At 56.4% G+C, this 14,115-nt stretch carries 12 protein-coding genes and 4 tRNA genes; 11 read left to right on the top strand and 5 right to left on the bottom strand.

The genetic code is table 11. The features are described from left to right. Positions 1 to 82: 82 nt before the first annotated feature. Positions 83 to 991: a lysophospholipid acyltransferase family protein gene (locus GFN93_RS12825; RefSeq protein WP_153501438.1), complete on the bottom strand. Its 909-nt coding sequence runs from the start codon at positions 989 to 991 to the stop codon at positions 83 to 85. A gap of 120 nt (positions 992 to 1,111) precedes the next feature. Between GFN93_RS12825 and miaE the strand changes: the two genes are divergently transcribed. Next, positions 1,112 to 1,717: a tRNA-(ms[2]io[6]A)-hydroxylase gene (gene miaE, locus GFN93_RS12820; RefSeq protein WP_153502008.1), complete on the top strand. Its 606-nt coding sequence runs from the start codon at positions 1,112 to 1,114 to the stop codon at positions 1,715 to 1,717. A 148-nt stretch (positions 1,718 to 1,865) separates the two neighbouring features. Here miaE and GFN93_RS12815 read toward each other — a convergent pair whose 3' ends face one another. Genes GFN93_RS12815 through GFN93_RS12805 form a run of 3 tightly spaced genes read right to left on the bottom strand, consistent with a single transcriptional unit; the run spans position 1,866 to position 3,696 of the window. Then, entirely contained in the window at positions 1,866 to 2,597 is a 732-nt protein-coding gene (locus tag GFN93_RS12815; protein WP_153501437.1) for a UDP-2,3-diacylglucosamine diphosphatase, read from the bottom strand. 5 nt (positions 2,598 to 2,602) lie between these two features. Further along, positions 2,603 to 3,193, bottom strand: a complete 591-nt coding sequence (locus tag GFN93_RS12810; RefSeq protein ID WP_153501436.1) for a peptidylprolyl isomerase — start codon at positions 3,191 to 3,193, stop codon at positions 2,603 to 2,605. Positions 3,194 to 3,198: 5 nt separating this feature from the next. After that, on the bottom strand, positions 3,199 to 3,696 hold the full coding sequence (locus GFN93_RS12805; protein ID WP_153501435.1) for a peptidylprolyl isomerase: 498 nt from the start codon (positions 3,694 to 3,696) through the stop codon (positions 3,199 to 3,201). A 132-nt stretch (positions 3,697 to 3,828) separates the two neighbouring features. Here GFN93_RS12805 and GFN93_RS12800 point away from each other — a divergent pair, with 132 nt between their 5' ends. Then, complete coding sequence (locus tag GFN93_RS12800) at positions 3,829 to 5,511, top strand: glutamine--tRNA ligase/YqeY domain fusion protein (protein ID WP_153501434.1); 1,683 nt, start codon at positions 3,829 to 3,831, stop codon at positions 5,509 to 5,511. Positions 5,512 to 5,738: 227 nt separating this feature from the next. On the opposite strand, the gene folD is transcribed toward GFN93_RS12800, so the two are convergent. Beyond that, the gene (folD, locus tag GFN93_RS12795; protein WP_153501433.1) at positions 5,739 to 6,584 is read right to left on the bottom strand and encodes a bifunctional methylenetetrahydrofolate dehydrogenase/methenyltetrahydrofolate cyclohydrolase FolD; all 846 of its coding nucleotides are present in this window, start codon (positions 6,582 to 6,584) and stop codon (positions 5,739 to 5,741) included. A 225-nt stretch (positions 6,585 to 6,809) separates the two neighbouring features. On the opposite strand from folD, the gene GFN93_RS12790 reads away from it, so the two are divergent. The 9 genes from GFN93_RS12790 to GFN93_RS12750 all read left to right on the top strand — a co-directional run bounded on the left by GFN93_RS12790 (position 6,810) and on the right by GFN93_RS12750 (position 14,062). Next, positions 6,810 to 6,886: transfer RNA gene (locus tag GFN93_RS12790), tRNA-Pro, on the top strand. Positions 6,887 to 6,910: 24 nt separating this feature from the next. Continuing rightward, positions 6,911 to 6,987, top strand: a tRNA-Arg gene (locus GFN93_RS12785). Positions 6,988 to 7,010: 23 nt separating this feature from the next. Next, positions 7,011 to 7,086, top strand: a tRNA-His gene (locus GFN93_RS12780). A 193-nt stretch (positions 7,087 to 7,279) separates the two neighbouring features. Next, on the top strand, positions 7,280 to 8,593 hold the full coding sequence (gene tig / locus GFN93_RS12775) for a trigger factor (RefSeq protein WP_153501432.1): 1,314 nt from the start codon (positions 7,280 to 7,282) through the stop codon (positions 8,591 to 8,593). Positions 8,594 to 9,014: 421 nt separating this feature from the next. After that, positions 9,015 to 9,671 carry an ATP-dependent Clp endopeptidase proteolytic subunit ClpP gene (clpP, locus tag GFN93_RS12770; RefSeq protein ID WP_328594626.1) on the top strand — a complete coding sequence of 219 codons (657 nt, stop codon included), beginning with the start codon at positions 9,015 to 9,017 and terminating at the stop codon, positions 9,669 to 9,671. Between the two features lie 140 nt (positions 9,672 to 9,811). Next, positions 9,812 to 11,092, top strand: a complete 1,281-nt coding sequence (gene clpX / locus GFN93_RS12765; RefSeq protein WP_153501431.1) for an ATP-dependent Clp protease ATP-binding subunit ClpX — start codon at positions 9,812 to 9,814, stop codon at positions 11,090 to 11,092. Positions 11,093 to 11,122: 30 nt separating this feature from the next. Next, positions 11,123 to 13,519, top strand: coding sequence for an endopeptidase La (lon, locus tag GFN93_RS12760; protein WP_328594625.1), 2,397 nt, complete (start codon positions 11,123 to 11,125; stop codon positions 13,517 to 13,519). A 183-nt stretch (positions 13,520 to 13,702) separates the two neighbouring features. Next, positions 13,703 to 13,975 carry an HU family DNA-binding protein gene (locus GFN93_RS12755; protein WP_022986573.1) on the top strand — a complete coding sequence of 91 codons (273 nt, stop codon included), beginning with the start codon at positions 13,703 to 13,705 and terminating at the stop codon, positions 13,973 to 13,975. A 10-nt stretch (positions 13,976 to 13,985) separates the two neighbouring features. Next, positions 13,986 to 14,062: transfer RNA gene (locus GFN93_RS12750), tRNA-Asp, on the top strand. Positions 14,063 to 14,115 lie beyond the last annotated feature (53 nt).

Genomic DNA, 14,115 nt, shown 5'->3' with positions numbered 1-14,115 from the left:
ACATCAACTGTTAAGCAAAACGGCGGCCCCAGCCATTCATGAGATGAATACTCATAATCACCTGAGGTACGCATTTGCCCGCTCAATACGGTGCGCGTTGCCCGACAGGGGGCCTGCGAAAGCGTTTGTAGCTCCACAGGTATTGCTCCGGGCCTTCGTCAATCAGATTGGCAATGGAATGATTGAGTGCGCGCAGGGAAGTATCCAGGTCCGGGTCGGCGGTGGCTTCATCGGCGGGTCGGAAGCGCAGCTCAAAACCCTGGGTACCCGGCAGGCGACGAGCCCATGCCATGAATGGGCGGGCGCCGGTTTGTTGAATCAATTTGCAGGCCAGGGTGCCGGTATAGGCAGGGTGGCCAAAAAAATCAGCATGGCGTCCACTGCGGCGATCAGGTACTTGATCCGGAAGAATAGCCGTCATGGCACCTTTACGCATGGCCCTGACCAGACCGGCCACTCCGCGGGCGGTGGTGGGGTACATGGTGGAGCCAAAATGCTCCCGGCCCTGACGGACCAGGTCATCCACTTCCGGGAGCCCGGAAGGCGCAAACATGACATGCAGGTCATAGCGGTCGGCGAGCCAGAAGTTGAGCACCTCCCAGCAGCCCAGGTGGGGTGCCAGAATCATTACGGGATGACCCGCATCGACCGCTGCCTGCAGGGCCTCGCCACCATCCACAGACGTAATGCGGGTCATGCCGCTGGCCGGGCGAGACCAGAACAGGGCTATTTCAAAGGTGTTCTTGATGCTCTCGATCAGAGACTGGCGGGCCAGCTTTCGCCTTTCATCGTTGGCAAGGTTGGGGTAGCAGAGCGCCAGATTGATTTCTGATACCCGTCGCGCCTCGGATGGAAACAGTGCGATCAAGTGGCCAAGCAGTGTTGCCAGCCAGCGATTAAGCACAAACGGCAGGCAGCCAATCAGGCGCAGCATGAAAACGGCGGCGCGGCCCTTGAAGGTCTGAATGCTTGGATTGGTTCGTCTTCCCATGGCAGGAGAGTATAAGGGCCCTGAAGCAGGACGCCAGATGCCGCCCGTAAAAACCGCGAAAGTTCCGGGATGCCGAAGAAGGCTGCGATGGCTATAATGCGCGCCGACCCAGAGGATGCCATGCACGATATTTCCCACATTCAGCAGTTTCTTCCCTGTCCGACACCGCAAGCCTGGATTGACTGGGCGCTGCAGCACCCGGACATCCTGCTGATAGACCATGCCCACTGTGAAAAGAAGGCGGCCAGTACGGCATTGAACCTGATGTTCCGTTACGTTGACCGGCCGGATCTGCTGGATGCGTTGAGCCAGTTGGCGCGGGAAGAGCTACTCCACTTTGAGCAGGTCATCCAGATCATGCGCGAGCGCGGGGTGACCTATGATCACCTTTCTCCGGCACGCTATGCCCAGGGTTTGCGGCAACATGTTAGAACATCAGAGCCGGGACGCCTGGTGGACACGCTGATTGTCGGTGCGTTGATTGAAGCGCGTAGCTGCGAACGCTTTGCCGCCCTGGCACCCCACGTGGATGAGGAGCTGGGCCGCTACTATAGCTATCTGCTCAAGAGCGAGTCCCGCCATTACGAGGACTACCTGCGCCTGGCGGAACAATACGCAGGTGGGTCGATTGAGGAGCGGGTGGCGTTTTTCAAGGAGACGGAGCGGGATTTAATTGAGTCGCCTGATGAGGAATTCCGGTTTCACTCCGGCGTTCCAGGGCAGTGAACAGTTAACAGTGAATAGTGAACAGCGCGCGTTCAGCGCAGGATGTTCATAAACGCATGAGGCCGCGTCCAGAGTATGGGCGCAGCCTCATGCGTTAAAGATCAAAACAACCTGTCTCGCGACGCTGTTAACTGTTCACTATTCACTGTTAACTCATCTCAAAGCTCTCCAACCGCAACCCCCGCTCACTATCCGCCACAATCTGCCAGCCAAGCTTGCCCCAGTCGCCCAGCACCCAGCGCTTGCCGGTGCCATCAGACAAGGGGACATCGTGTACATCCGGGCGATGGGTGTGGCCGTGGATCAGGTGATGAACGCCTGCGGCTTCCATGGTCTTGACCACTTCTTCCGGCGTTACATCCATGATGTTCTCCGCCTTGTTGGCATTCTTTCCCTGGCTTTGCATGCGCATGCCCTGGGCGATCATGCGGCGTTGTTCCAGTGGCTGGGACAGCATGCCCTGTTGCCACTGGGGGCTACGTGCCATGGCGCGGAACTGTTGGTACTCGGTATCCAGGGTGCACAGGCTGTCGCCATGCATCAGCTGGGCTTGGGTGCCGTAGAGATCGACCACGGTACCTTCATCCAGCAGGGTGCCACCACAGGCGGTAGCGAAACCCTCACCCAGGAGGAAGTCACGGTTACCGTGCATGAAGTAGAGCTTGCTGCCACTGTCAGCGAATTGGCGGAAGGCAGCAATGGTAGCCTGGTTGAACGGGGTGTCATCGTCGTCGCCAATCCAGGCTTCAAAGAGGTCACCCAGAACATAAAGGGCATCAGCCTTGCCGGCATGCTCGGCCAGCAGGGCCTTGAGCGCGTCGAGGTGCTCGGGCCGCTCCGGATCCAGATGCAGATCGGAAATAAACAGGGAGTACGCCATGGTAATTACTGGCCTTCCTGTTCTTCGTTCTCTTCACCGAGGCGATAGGCCTTGATGATCAGGATCGGCACTTCCGGCACGTCACGGGCCATCATCCCGCTGAGGCGCTGGGTGGTGGTGCGCTCGCGGGCAATGTTGTCGACCACGTTCATGCCTTCAGTGACCTTGCCGAAGACGGCGTAGCCCCAGCCGCGCTGGTTCTTGCCCGTGAAGTCAAGATTGCGGTTATCCACCAGGTTGATAAAGAACTGTGCGGTGGCTGAATGAGGATTGCCCGTTCGTGCCATGGCAAGGGTGCCGCGGCTGTTGCTCAGGCCGTTGTCCGCCTCATTCTGGATCGGGGGCTGGGTAGCCTTGCGCTGCCCGTCCTTGTCGAAGCCACCACCCTGAATCATGAACCCCTTGATCACGCGGTGAAACTGGGTGCCATTATAGAAGCCACTGTCCACGTACTGGAGAAAGTTGGCGACGGTTTTGGGGGCCTGGTCTTCGAACAGCTCCACCGTGACCGGGCCGGCAGTAGTGTCCAGGCGGACAACCGGATTGGCCAGCAGCAGGCCGGGAAGCAGGGCAATCAGGGCAACGACAAGGCGCATGAGGCTTACTCCTCGATCAGCTCGGCAGACTCGATCATCACCGGTTCAACCGGCACGTCCTGGTGGAAACCGGAGTTGCCAGTGGCAACACCGCGGATTTTCTCGACCACGTCCATGCCATCAGAAACGGCACCGAATACAGCATAACCCCAGCCGTCCTGGCTGCGTTCCTTGTCCAGGAAGTGGTTATCGGCCACATTGATGAAAAACTGGGCAGAGGCCGAGTGCGGGTCCGGGGTGCGGGCCATGGCAATGGTGCCAACCTTGTTGGACAGGCCGTTGCCAGCTTCATTCTGAATCGGAGCGCGGGTGGGTTTCTGCTGCATGTCTTCGGTGAAACCGCCGCCCTGGATCATGAAGTTGCTGATCACGCGGTGGAAAATGGTGCCGTCAAAATGGCCGTCCTTGACGTATTGCACGAAGTTTTCTGTGGTAACAGGCGCTTTTTCTGCGTCCAGTTGCAGGGTGATTTTGCCGTAGGTTGTATTCAGCACCACTTTCATTGGGTATTTCTCCACTGGTCGAGCTTGTAAGCCATGGCGGAAATTGCCGATGTGCAGGCCCGGAGTCTTTGACTGAAGGGGGCTGCACTGTACACTAGCGCACCTTTATTTTCACTGTATCCGGCGAAGGCAATGAGCGAAACCAAAGCGCCAAGCAATTTTATCAGACAGATCATCGATCGCGACCTTGCAGAAGGAAAAAATGACGGTCAGGTGGTGACTCGTTTTCCGCCTGAGCCCAATGGCTACCTGCATATTGGTCACGCCAAGTCCATTTGTCTGAATTTCGGCATCGCCGAGAGCTATCAGGGCGCCTGCAACCTGCGTTTTGATGACACCAACCCCGAAAAGGAAGAGGACGAGTACATTCAGTCCATTCAGCGGGATGTGGAGTGGCTCGGCTTTGAATGGTCCGGCGAAGTTCGTTTTGCCAGCAACTATTTCGATCGCCTCTACGAGCTGGCGGTGGAACTCATCGAGAAAGGACTGGCCTATGTGGACAGCCTGAGCCCGGAACAGATCGCTGAGTACCGCGGCAACTTCACCACCCCGGGCAAGGAAAGTCCTTATCGTGAGCGCAGCGTTGAGGAGAATCTGGCACTGTTCGAGAAGATGCGTGCCAATGAAATGGACGAGGGTGAGGCGGTTTTGCGTGCCAAAATCGACATGCAAAGCCCCAACATCAACTTGCGTGACCCGATTCTCTACCGGATTCGCAAAAAGGTGCACCACCAGACGGGTGACAAGTGGGTGATCTATCCCATGTACGACTTCACCCACCCGCTGTCCGATGCCATCGAAGGCATCACCCACAGCCTGTGCACCCTGGAGTTTGAGGATCATCGTCCTTTCTATGACTGGGTGGTGGCGAATACCTCTGTGGGGGCGACGCCGCGCCAGTACGAGTTCGCTCGTCTCAACCTGAACTACACCGTGACCAGCAAGCGCAAGCTGAAGCAACTGGTGGATGAAGGGCATGTGGATGGCTGGGATGATCCTCGCATGCCGACGATTTCCGGCCTGCGTCGCCGCGGCTATACCCCGGCCTCCATTCGTCATTTCTGTGAATCGGTTGGTGTGAGCCGGGCGGATTCCGTGGTGGATATGGCCATGCTCGAGGCGGCCATTCGTGACGATCTGAACCAGCACGCCCCGCGGGCCATGTGTGTGATGAATCCGCTCAGGTTGGTCATTGAGAACTGGGAGGAGGGCAAGGAAGAGTCCTTGACTGCCCCGGTGCATCCGCAGAATGAAACCATGGGGTCCCGTCAGGTCCCGATGACCCGTGAGGTGTTCATCGATCAGGACGACTTCCGCGAAGAGGCCAACAAGAAGTTCAAGCGTCTGGTGCTGGGTGATCGTGTGCGCCTGCGCTATGGCTATGTGGTGCGGGCCACCGATGTGGTCAAGGACGAGAAAGGCGAGGTGGTTGAAGTTCGCTGTGTCTATGATCCGGAAACCCTTGGCAAGAACCCGGAAAATGACGAAGGGCAAGGCAAGTTGCGCGGTGTTATTCACTGGGTCAGCGCCAGTAAGGGCCTGCCCTGCGAGGTGCGTCTGTACGACCGCTTGTTCACGGTGGCTAATCCGGGCAAGACGGAGGAGGGCCAGACTTTCCAGGACAACATCAACCCTGAGTCTCTGAAAGTGCTCAATGGTTGCTGGGTGGAGCCTGGCCTGCGCGGAGTGCTGCCCGAGATTCGCTACCAGTTCGAGCGCGAGGGCTACTTCTGCGTGGACAAGAGCAGCAGCGAAGACATGCTGGTATTTAACCAGACTGTAGGGCTGCGAGAGTCGTGGCCGAAAGACAACTGATAACAGCAGTTAATAGTTAGCAGTGAATAGTGAATAGCTGCGCGATTTCGCGTGGTGGTTTGCCGAGAACAGAGAGGCCGTGCCCGGGTGTGGGGTGCGGCCTTTTTGTTGTAGGGCAGAATGGATGGATGCAGGAGCGTGCCTGCAAGCGATCCGGGCCTTGGCGAGGGCACACAAAAAAGCCGCGAGCAGCATCTGCTGGTCGCGGCTTTCGGCTAGAGCTGGGATTAGCCCAGGGCTTTTTCACCGGACTGGAGTGTCTGGAAGATCAGGGTGTTGATGGTCATGGGGCCAACACCGCCGGGCACGGGAGTGTAGGCTGCGACGCGGTCGGCCAGCGGGGCTAGCTCAATGTCGCCACACTGCTCGGGGTGGTAGCCGGCATCAACGACCACCGCGCCATCTTTGATCCAGTCCGCCTTGATGAACTCCGGCTTGCCCACGGCGCCCACAACGATATCGGCCTGTTTGACCAGGTCGGCCAGGTTCCGGGTGCGGCTGTGGCAGATAGTCACGGTGGCATTGGCTTCCAGCAGCATCATCGCCATAGGCTTGCCGAGGATGGCGCTTCGGCCCACGACCACCGCGTGCTTGCCTTCCATCTCTACCTGGTAATGCTCCAGCAGACGCATGATGCCCTTGGGGGTGGCGCAGCCGTAGGCGGCTTCGCCCATGCTCATGCGGCCGAAACCCAGACAGGTGACTCCATCCACATCCTTCTCAAGGCTGATGGCGTCAAAACAGGCCCGCTCGTCAATTTGGGCAGGCACGGGGTGTTGCAGCAGGATGCCATGCACGTCCGGATTGTTGTTCAGCTCGTCGATCTTGGCCAGCAGCTCTTCCGTCGTCGTGCTTTCGGCCATTTCGATGGCTTCCGACTCCATGCCCACACGGCGACAGGCATTACCCTTCATCTTTACATAGGTGGCAGAGGCGGGATCAGCGCCCACCAGGATGGTGGCCAGAATGGGGGTGCGGCCATCAGCCTTGGCTTTCAGGGCCTCAACACGTTGGCGCATCTCTTCTTCGAACTGCTGGGCCAGGGCCTTGCCATCGAGAATCTGGGCGGTCATGAAGTCTCTCTCTGAGGTAAAGATAGTGGTTTGTCGGGGCGCGGGATTTTCGCACGGGTGGGCTACCGGCGCAAAAGAAGTGGGGGCCTAATTGCCGCTTATCCGCACAAGTTGTTTAAAATCTGTGCGTTAGAGATTTTTTTGTTCCCGGGTGCGTTGACGCTACCCGGGGTGCCGAGTATTATGCGCGCCTCGCTTTCAAGCACTGTTGGCGTGACTGATAAACGGGGTGTAGCGCAGCCTGGTAGCGCGCCTGCTTTGGGAGCAGGATGTCGGGGGTTCGAATCCCTCCACCCCGACCATCAGTATTGAGCAGAACCTGCAATGCGCCTGTAGCTCAACCGGATAGAGCAACGGCCTTCTAAGCCGTCGGTTGCAGGTTCGAGTCCTGCCAGGCGTGCCAGGCAGGGAAGCGACAAGTTTATGGTGACTGTAGCTCAGTTGGTAGAGCCCCGGATTGTGACTCCGGTGGTCGGGGGTTCAAATCCCCTCAGTCACCCCATAATTCAATACCGAAAAAGCCTCCGGGAGTTCCCGGAGGCTTTTTCGTATGTGGCTTGCGCAATACCGGCCCTAAGCCGCCGGGTTTTGTAGGCATTCGGGGCGCGTTTGATTATAATCTGCGCCCTTGGAATTCAGGTCGTCACGCGTTATGTCGACGGCGAGCAGCAAAAAGTCTTTTTAAAGAGGATGTTATGCAGGTTTCTGTTGAAACGACTTCAGGTCTTGAGCGCCGTCTGACGGTGGGTGTTCCGGCGGAGAAGGTGGACTCTGCAGTAGAAAGCAAACTGCAAGAAGCCAAAAAGAATATCCGTCTGGACGGTTTCCGCCCGGGCAAGGTGCCCATGGGTGAAGTGAAGCGTCGCTTCGGTAGCGCCGTGCGTAACGAAGTGCTGGCCGACGTCATGCGAGAAGCCTTCATCGAAGCCGTGGAGCAGGAAAAGCTCCAGCCGGCCGGTATGCCGGGCTTTGAAGCAAAGACCAACGAAGCAGGAAAAGACCTGGAATTCGTTGCGACTTTCGAGATTTATCCGGAAGTTGAGCTGGCAGCGTTTGACGGTGTGGCTGTCGAAAAGCCGGTGGCTGAAGTATCCGACGAAGACGTGGACACCATGATCGAGACCCTGCGTCAGCAGCGTGCCCAGTTCGTGGAAGTGGATCGTGCTTCTGAGGAAGGCGACCGCGTCAATATTGACTATAAGGGTATCAAGGGCGACGAAGCGTTCGAAGGTGGTACCGCTCAAGGCCAGAACCTGGAGCTGGGTTCAGGTCAGATGATTCCGGGCTTCGAAGACGGCATCGTGGGCATGAAGGCTGGTGAAGAGAAAGATATCAATGTGACCTTCCCGGAAGAGTATCACTCTGAAGAGTTGAAAGGTCAGGCCGTGGTCTTCCAGATCAAGGTCAACAAGGTTGAAGGCAAGCAGCTGCCGGAAGTTGATGCTGAGTTCATGAAGGCGTTCGGTGTTGAAGATGGCGACGAAGCCAAATTCAAAGCTGAAGTTCGCAAGAACATGGAGCGTGAGCTCAAAAATGCCGTTGCCGGCAAGGTAAAAGAGCAGGTAATGGAAGGCCTGGGTGAGTTGCACCAGTTTGACCTGCCGTCTGCCCTGGTAACTCAGGAAGTGCAGCGCATGCGTCAGCAGATGGTTCAGCAGTTCGGTGGTGGTCAGCAGTTTGATGCTTCCATCCTGCCGGACGACCTGTTCACCGAGCAGGCACAGCGTTCTGTGCGTTTGGGCCTCATCATCCGTGCCATTCTGGATCAGAACGAGCTCAAGGCTGACGCTGACAAGGTGAAGGCGCGCGTAGAAGAAATCGCTGAACAGTATGAGAAGCCGGAAGAAGTGGTGAACTGGGTGTACGGTAACCCTCAGCAGCTTCAGCAGATCGAAGGCGCTGTACTGGAAGAGCAGGTCGTTGAGCTGGTGCTGGCTTCCGCCAAGGTGGAAGAGAAGACCATGTCCTACCAGGACGCTGTGAAACCTCGCGAGCAGGCTGAAGCCTGATTCCGGATTTCAAAGCCAGAAAAAAGGGGCCTTCGGGCCCCTTTTTTTGTGCTGCTGCAAGGCGAACCCCGGACCTGCTTCGCCCGCGGGGTAAGAAAGAAGGTGTGATTCCTCCTGCATAGCGACCGATTTTGTTCTTTCTGAACGGGTTTTTTCACCGTTTTCGACCTGAATTGACCTATTAATGCACAATTTGGCCAAGAATTGCGCACTTGAACCCCTCCCTTGCCCACTTTTATAGACGCCCCTCTGGTGCCGTCATAAGATGCGGGAAGACTTATTTTTCCTGAACGCCTTGTTTTGCGCCTGATTGGGCCCCATAGCAGCATCAGGAGAGGGCCGTAGCGGCGGCGTAATACCGCTCAACGCACCCACATAAACAAGAGCGTCCGCGGACGATCGAAGAGAAGGAAAGCGCTGCATGATCGACTTGAGCCGTATCCAGTCCATGACCCCGGAAATGAACCAGCTGATCAAGGACCCGACTAACCTGGGTCTTGTACCGGTGGTGATTGAACAGACTGCCCGTGGTGAACGTTCCTTTGATATTTATTCCCGCCTACTCAAAGAGCGGGTGATTTTCATGGTTGGCCAGGTTGAAGACCATATGGCCAATCTGATCGTGGCGCAGCTGCTGTTCCTTGAGTCTGAAAATCCGGATAAGGATATTCACCTGTACATCAACAGCCCGGGTGGCTCGGTAACGGCCGGCATGTCTATCTACGACACCATGCAGTTTATCAAGCCCGACGTCTCTACCATGTGTGTAGGACAGGCGGCCAGCATGGGGGCTTTCCTGCTGGCAGCGGGGGCAGCGGGCAAGCGTTACGCGCTGCCGAACGCCCGAGTGATGATCCATCAGCCGTTGGGCGGTTTCCAGGGCCAGGCTTCTGACATTGAGATCCACGCCAAGGAAATCCTCAAGATCAAGGGACAACTGAACAGTCTGCTGGCGCATCATACTGGCCAGCCGCTGGAGCGCCTGGAGCGAGACACGGACCGCGACAACTTCATGGGCGCGGATGAAGCGCAGGAATACGGCATCATTGACGCTGTCCTGAAGCAGCGCCCGGTCTAATTCAGACTCTTTCGTATCATTTCGTATAAAAAGTGTCCTAACGGAGGGGCTGGGAGGCCCGGCGGACTTGAAAAAGCCCCGGTCTCCCTGCATCTTCAAAGAGAACCCGATATCCAATACACAGGTTTAGAGGCAATTCGATGACCGATTCCACTGGCAAGAGCGATGACGGCAAGCTGCTGTACTGCTCATTTTGCGGCAAAAGCCAGCATGAGGTTCGTAAGCTGATTGCGGGGCCCTCGGTCTTTATCTGCGATGAGTGCGTGGATCTGTGTAACGACATCATCCGCGAAGAAGTGCAGGAAGACGCTGCCGACACGGGTGGCGAGCGTTTGCCCAAGCCTGACGAGATCAAGGCGACCCTTGATGAGTATGTCATTGGTCAGGAGCGCGCCAAGAAGGTTCTGGCGGTTGCGGTATACAACCACTACAAACGTTTGCGCAGCAGTGGCAAGGGGCGTGACGAGGTTGAGCTGGGCAAGAGTAATATCCTGCTGATTGGTCCTACGGGTAGCGGTAAAACCCTGCTGGCCGAGACGCTTGCTCGTCTGCTGAATGTTCCTTTCACCATTGCTGATGCGACCACGCTCACAGAAGCGGGTTACGTGGGTGAGGATGTTGAAAATATCATCCAGAAACTTCTGCAAAAATGTGACTATGATGTGGAGAAGGCCCAGCGCGGCATTGTCTATATCGATGAAATTGACAAGATTTCCCGCAAATCTGACAACCCTTCCATTACCCGTGATGTGAGCGGGGAGGGCGTTCAGCAGGCCTTGCTGAAACTGATCGAAGGCACTGTTGCGTCAGTGCCCCCACAGGGGGGGCGCAAGCACCCCCAGCAGGAATTCCTGCAGGTGGATACCTCCAATATGCTGTTCATCTGCGGCGGCGCCTTTGCCGGTCTCGACAAGGTTATCCGGGATCGCTCCGAGAAGGGCGGTATTGGCTTTTCCGCCGAAGTGAAGAGCAAGGACGACGCCCGCAACCTGGGTGAGCTGTTGGTGGATGTGGAGCCAGAAGATCTGGTGAAGTATGGTCTGATCCCTGAGTTCATTGGTCGTCTGCCGGTAATTGCTACGCTGGAAGAGCTGAGCGAGGACGCGCTGGTTCAGATCCTCACCGAACCGCGCAACGCGCTGACCAAGCAGTATGGCCGTCTGTTCGAGATGGAAGGTGTAGAGCTGGACTTCCGTGAAGATGCCCTGCGTGCGGTGGCCAACAAGGCCATGGAACGCAAGACGGGTGCCCGTGGCCTGCGCTCTATTCTGGAGAGCGTGCTGCTGGAGACGATGTACCAGGTCCCGTCCATGGATGGCGTGGCGAAGGTGGTTATCGACAGCCCTACCATCAAAGGCGAATCCGATCCGCTGTTGATCTATGAAAACAGCGAACAGTCTTCCAAAGTGGCGCCTGACTAAGGCGCCACCCCTGGTTATTAGAGGCAATACGTGCTGAAAGATATTCCGCTGTTACCACTGCGTGATGTGGTGGTGTACCCGCACATGGTGATCCCTCTTTTTGTCGGGCGGGAAAAATCCATTGCGGCTCTTGAAGCTGCCATGGCAGCTGACAAACAAATCATGCTGGTCGCCCAGCGAAATGCCTCAGATGATGATCCCGGTGTCGACGAGATTTACCGCGTCGGTACAGTGTCCACTATTCTTCAACTGCTCAAACTGCCCGATGGCACCGTCAAGGTGTTGGTGGAGGGTGGTCAGCGTGCGCATCTGATCAAGGCAGAGTTTGGTGACGATGGCGCCGTGGCCGATGTTCGCGAATTGGAAGAAGGTCTGCCTGGCGAGTCCGAGCAGGACGCGCTAGCCAAGTCGCTGCTTTCGCAGTTTGAAGACTACGTTAAGCTCTCCAAGAAAGTCGCACCTGAAGTGACCGGATCTGTGTCGTCCATTGATGAGGTGAGCCGCCTGGCCGATACCATCGCGGCTCATTTGCAACTCAAGCTTGAAGAGAAGCAGGACGTGCTGGAGATGGTTGACGTGCAAGAGCGCGTTGAGCATCTGATTGCGCTGATGGAATCTGACATTGACGTGCTGAAGGTCGAAAAGCGCATCCGTGGTCGCGTCAAGAAGCAGATGGAAAAGAGCCAGCGCGAGTACTATCTGAACGAACAGATGAAGGCGATCCAGAAGGAGCTAGGCGATCTCGACGAGACCGGCAACGATCTGGATGAGCTGGAAAAGAAACTCGACAATGTGGGCATGCCCAAGGAAGCCCGTGACAAGGCGCAGGGTGAATTCAACAAGCTCAAGATGATGTCCCCCATGTCCGCGGAAGCGACGGTGGTGCGCGGTTATCTTGACTGGATGACCTCGGTGCCATGGAAAAAACGCAGCCGTGTGAAGCATGACCTTGTTAATGCCAAGGAAGTGCTGGACAGTGACCACTACGGTCTGGAAGAGGTCAAGGACCGTATCCTGGAATTCCTGGCAGTACAAAGCCGGGTAGGGAAGGTGAAGGGTCCGGTGTTGTGCCTGGTTGGGCCTCCGGGTGTGGGTAAAACCTCGCTTGGGCAGTCTATCGCCAAGGCCACCAATCGCAAGTTCGTGCGGATGGCGCTGGGCGGCGTGCGGGATGAAGCCGAGATTCGTGGTCATCGTCGTACCTACATTGGCTCCATGCCGGGTAAGGTGATTCAGAAACTGGCAAAAGTCGGTGTTCGCAACCCGCTGTTCCTGCTCGACGAAGTCGACAAGATGGGTATGGATAATCGTGGCGATCCAGCCTCTGCCTTGCTGGAAGTGCTTGATCCGGAACAGAACGACACCTTTAGCGACCACTATCTTGAAGTGGACTACAACCTCTCAGAGACGTTGTTTATCTGTACGTCTAACTCCATGAATATCCCCGGCCCGCTACTGGACCGTATGGAAGTGATCCGTATCCCGGGTTACACCGAGGATGAGAAGGTCAATATCGCCCAGCAGTATTTGATGCCCAAGCAGATCAAGAATAATGGTCTGAAGAAGGATGAGCTGGAAATCGGTGTTGAGGTGATGCGCTATATCGTTCGTCACTACACCCGTGAAGCAGGGGTTCGTGGCCTTGAACGTGAAATCAGCAAGGTCTGCCGGAAGGTGGTGAAAGAAAACCTGCTGGCGGGTAGCACTGAAACCATCAAGCTGACTGAGGATCAGGTAGAGCACTACCTGGGTGTCCGCAAGTTCAGCTTTGGCCGCGCTGAAGACAAGGATCAGGTTGGGCAGGTAACAGGACTTGCCTGGACGTCCGTCGGAGGAGAGCTGCTGACCATTGAAAGTGTTTCCACTCCTGGCAAGGGGCGGGTAATCTCTACCGGCTCACTCGGTGATGTGATGCAGGAGTCCATTCAGGCTGCCTGGACAGTGGTGAAAAGCCGGGCCGGTAGCCTTGGTATCCGCCGTCGCTCTCTGGAGCGGAATGATCTGCACATGCATGTGCCTGAGGGGGCAACCCCGAAAGATGGTCCCAGCGCCGGTATTGGCATGTGTACTGCAATGGTCTCGGTGTTGACGGGTATTCCGGTGCGCGCTGATGTTGCCATGACAGGTGAAATCACACTGCGTGGTCAGGTGTTACCCATCGGTGGCCTCAAGGAGAAGCTTCTTGCGGCGCATCGCGGCGGAATCAAGACGGTATTGATTCCGGAAGAAAATGAAAGGGATCTGAAAGAGATTCCTGAGAATATCAAGGCATCCCTGGATATCAAACCGGTAAAATGGATTGACCAGGTGCTTGATGTAGCGTTGACTCATCAGCCCAGCCCGCTCTCCCAGGCGGAGCAGGACGAGGATTTAGCGCTTTCAGAAGAGAAAAACCAGGAAGGTAACAAACGACCCAGTACACACTGATGGATCATATTTAAAGTAATTTAACGTATTGATCTGTTTGGTTTTTCAACTTTTTAAACTTGGGTGAGATTGCATTTTTCCTTCCTTGACGCCCCCTATACCCATTGGTATAAAGTCGGCTTCGCTTAGGAGAGTGCATCCGCCTCGACCATAAAACCGGGAAAAAACAGAAAGGGGAACTTTGTGAATAAGTCAGAGTTGATTGATGCGATTGCCGCTAGCGCGGACATTTCCAAAGCAGACGCAGGTCGCGCTTTGGACGCTACTTTGGAAGCGGTAACTGGCGCCCTGAAAAACGGCGATAGCGTTTCTCTGGTAGGTTTCGGTACTTTCGCTGTTAAAGAGCGTGCCGCTCGTGAAGGTCGTAACCCGCAGACTGGCCAGACCATCCAGATCAAAGCTGCCAAGGTACCGGGCTTCAAGGCCGGCAAGGCGCTGAAAGACGCGGTAAACTAAACTGATTGCAGGAGCGGTAGTTCAGCTGGTTAGAATACCGGCCTGTCACGCCGGGGGTCGCGGGTTCGAGTCCCGTCCGCTCCGCCAGTTTGAGAAAGCGCACCCGTTCGCGGATGCGCTTTTTTCAGTTTCAAGGGGCA

This window comes from Alcanivorax sediminis (genome assembly GCF_009601165.1).
Classification (GTDB): domain Bacteria; phylum Pseudomonadota; class Gammaproteobacteria; order Pseudomonadales; family Alcanivoracaceae; genus Alcanivorax; species Alcanivorax sediminis.
The sequence above is the reverse complement of the archived record's forward strand: the minus strand, read 5'-3'. Positions and strand labels throughout refer to the sequence as shown.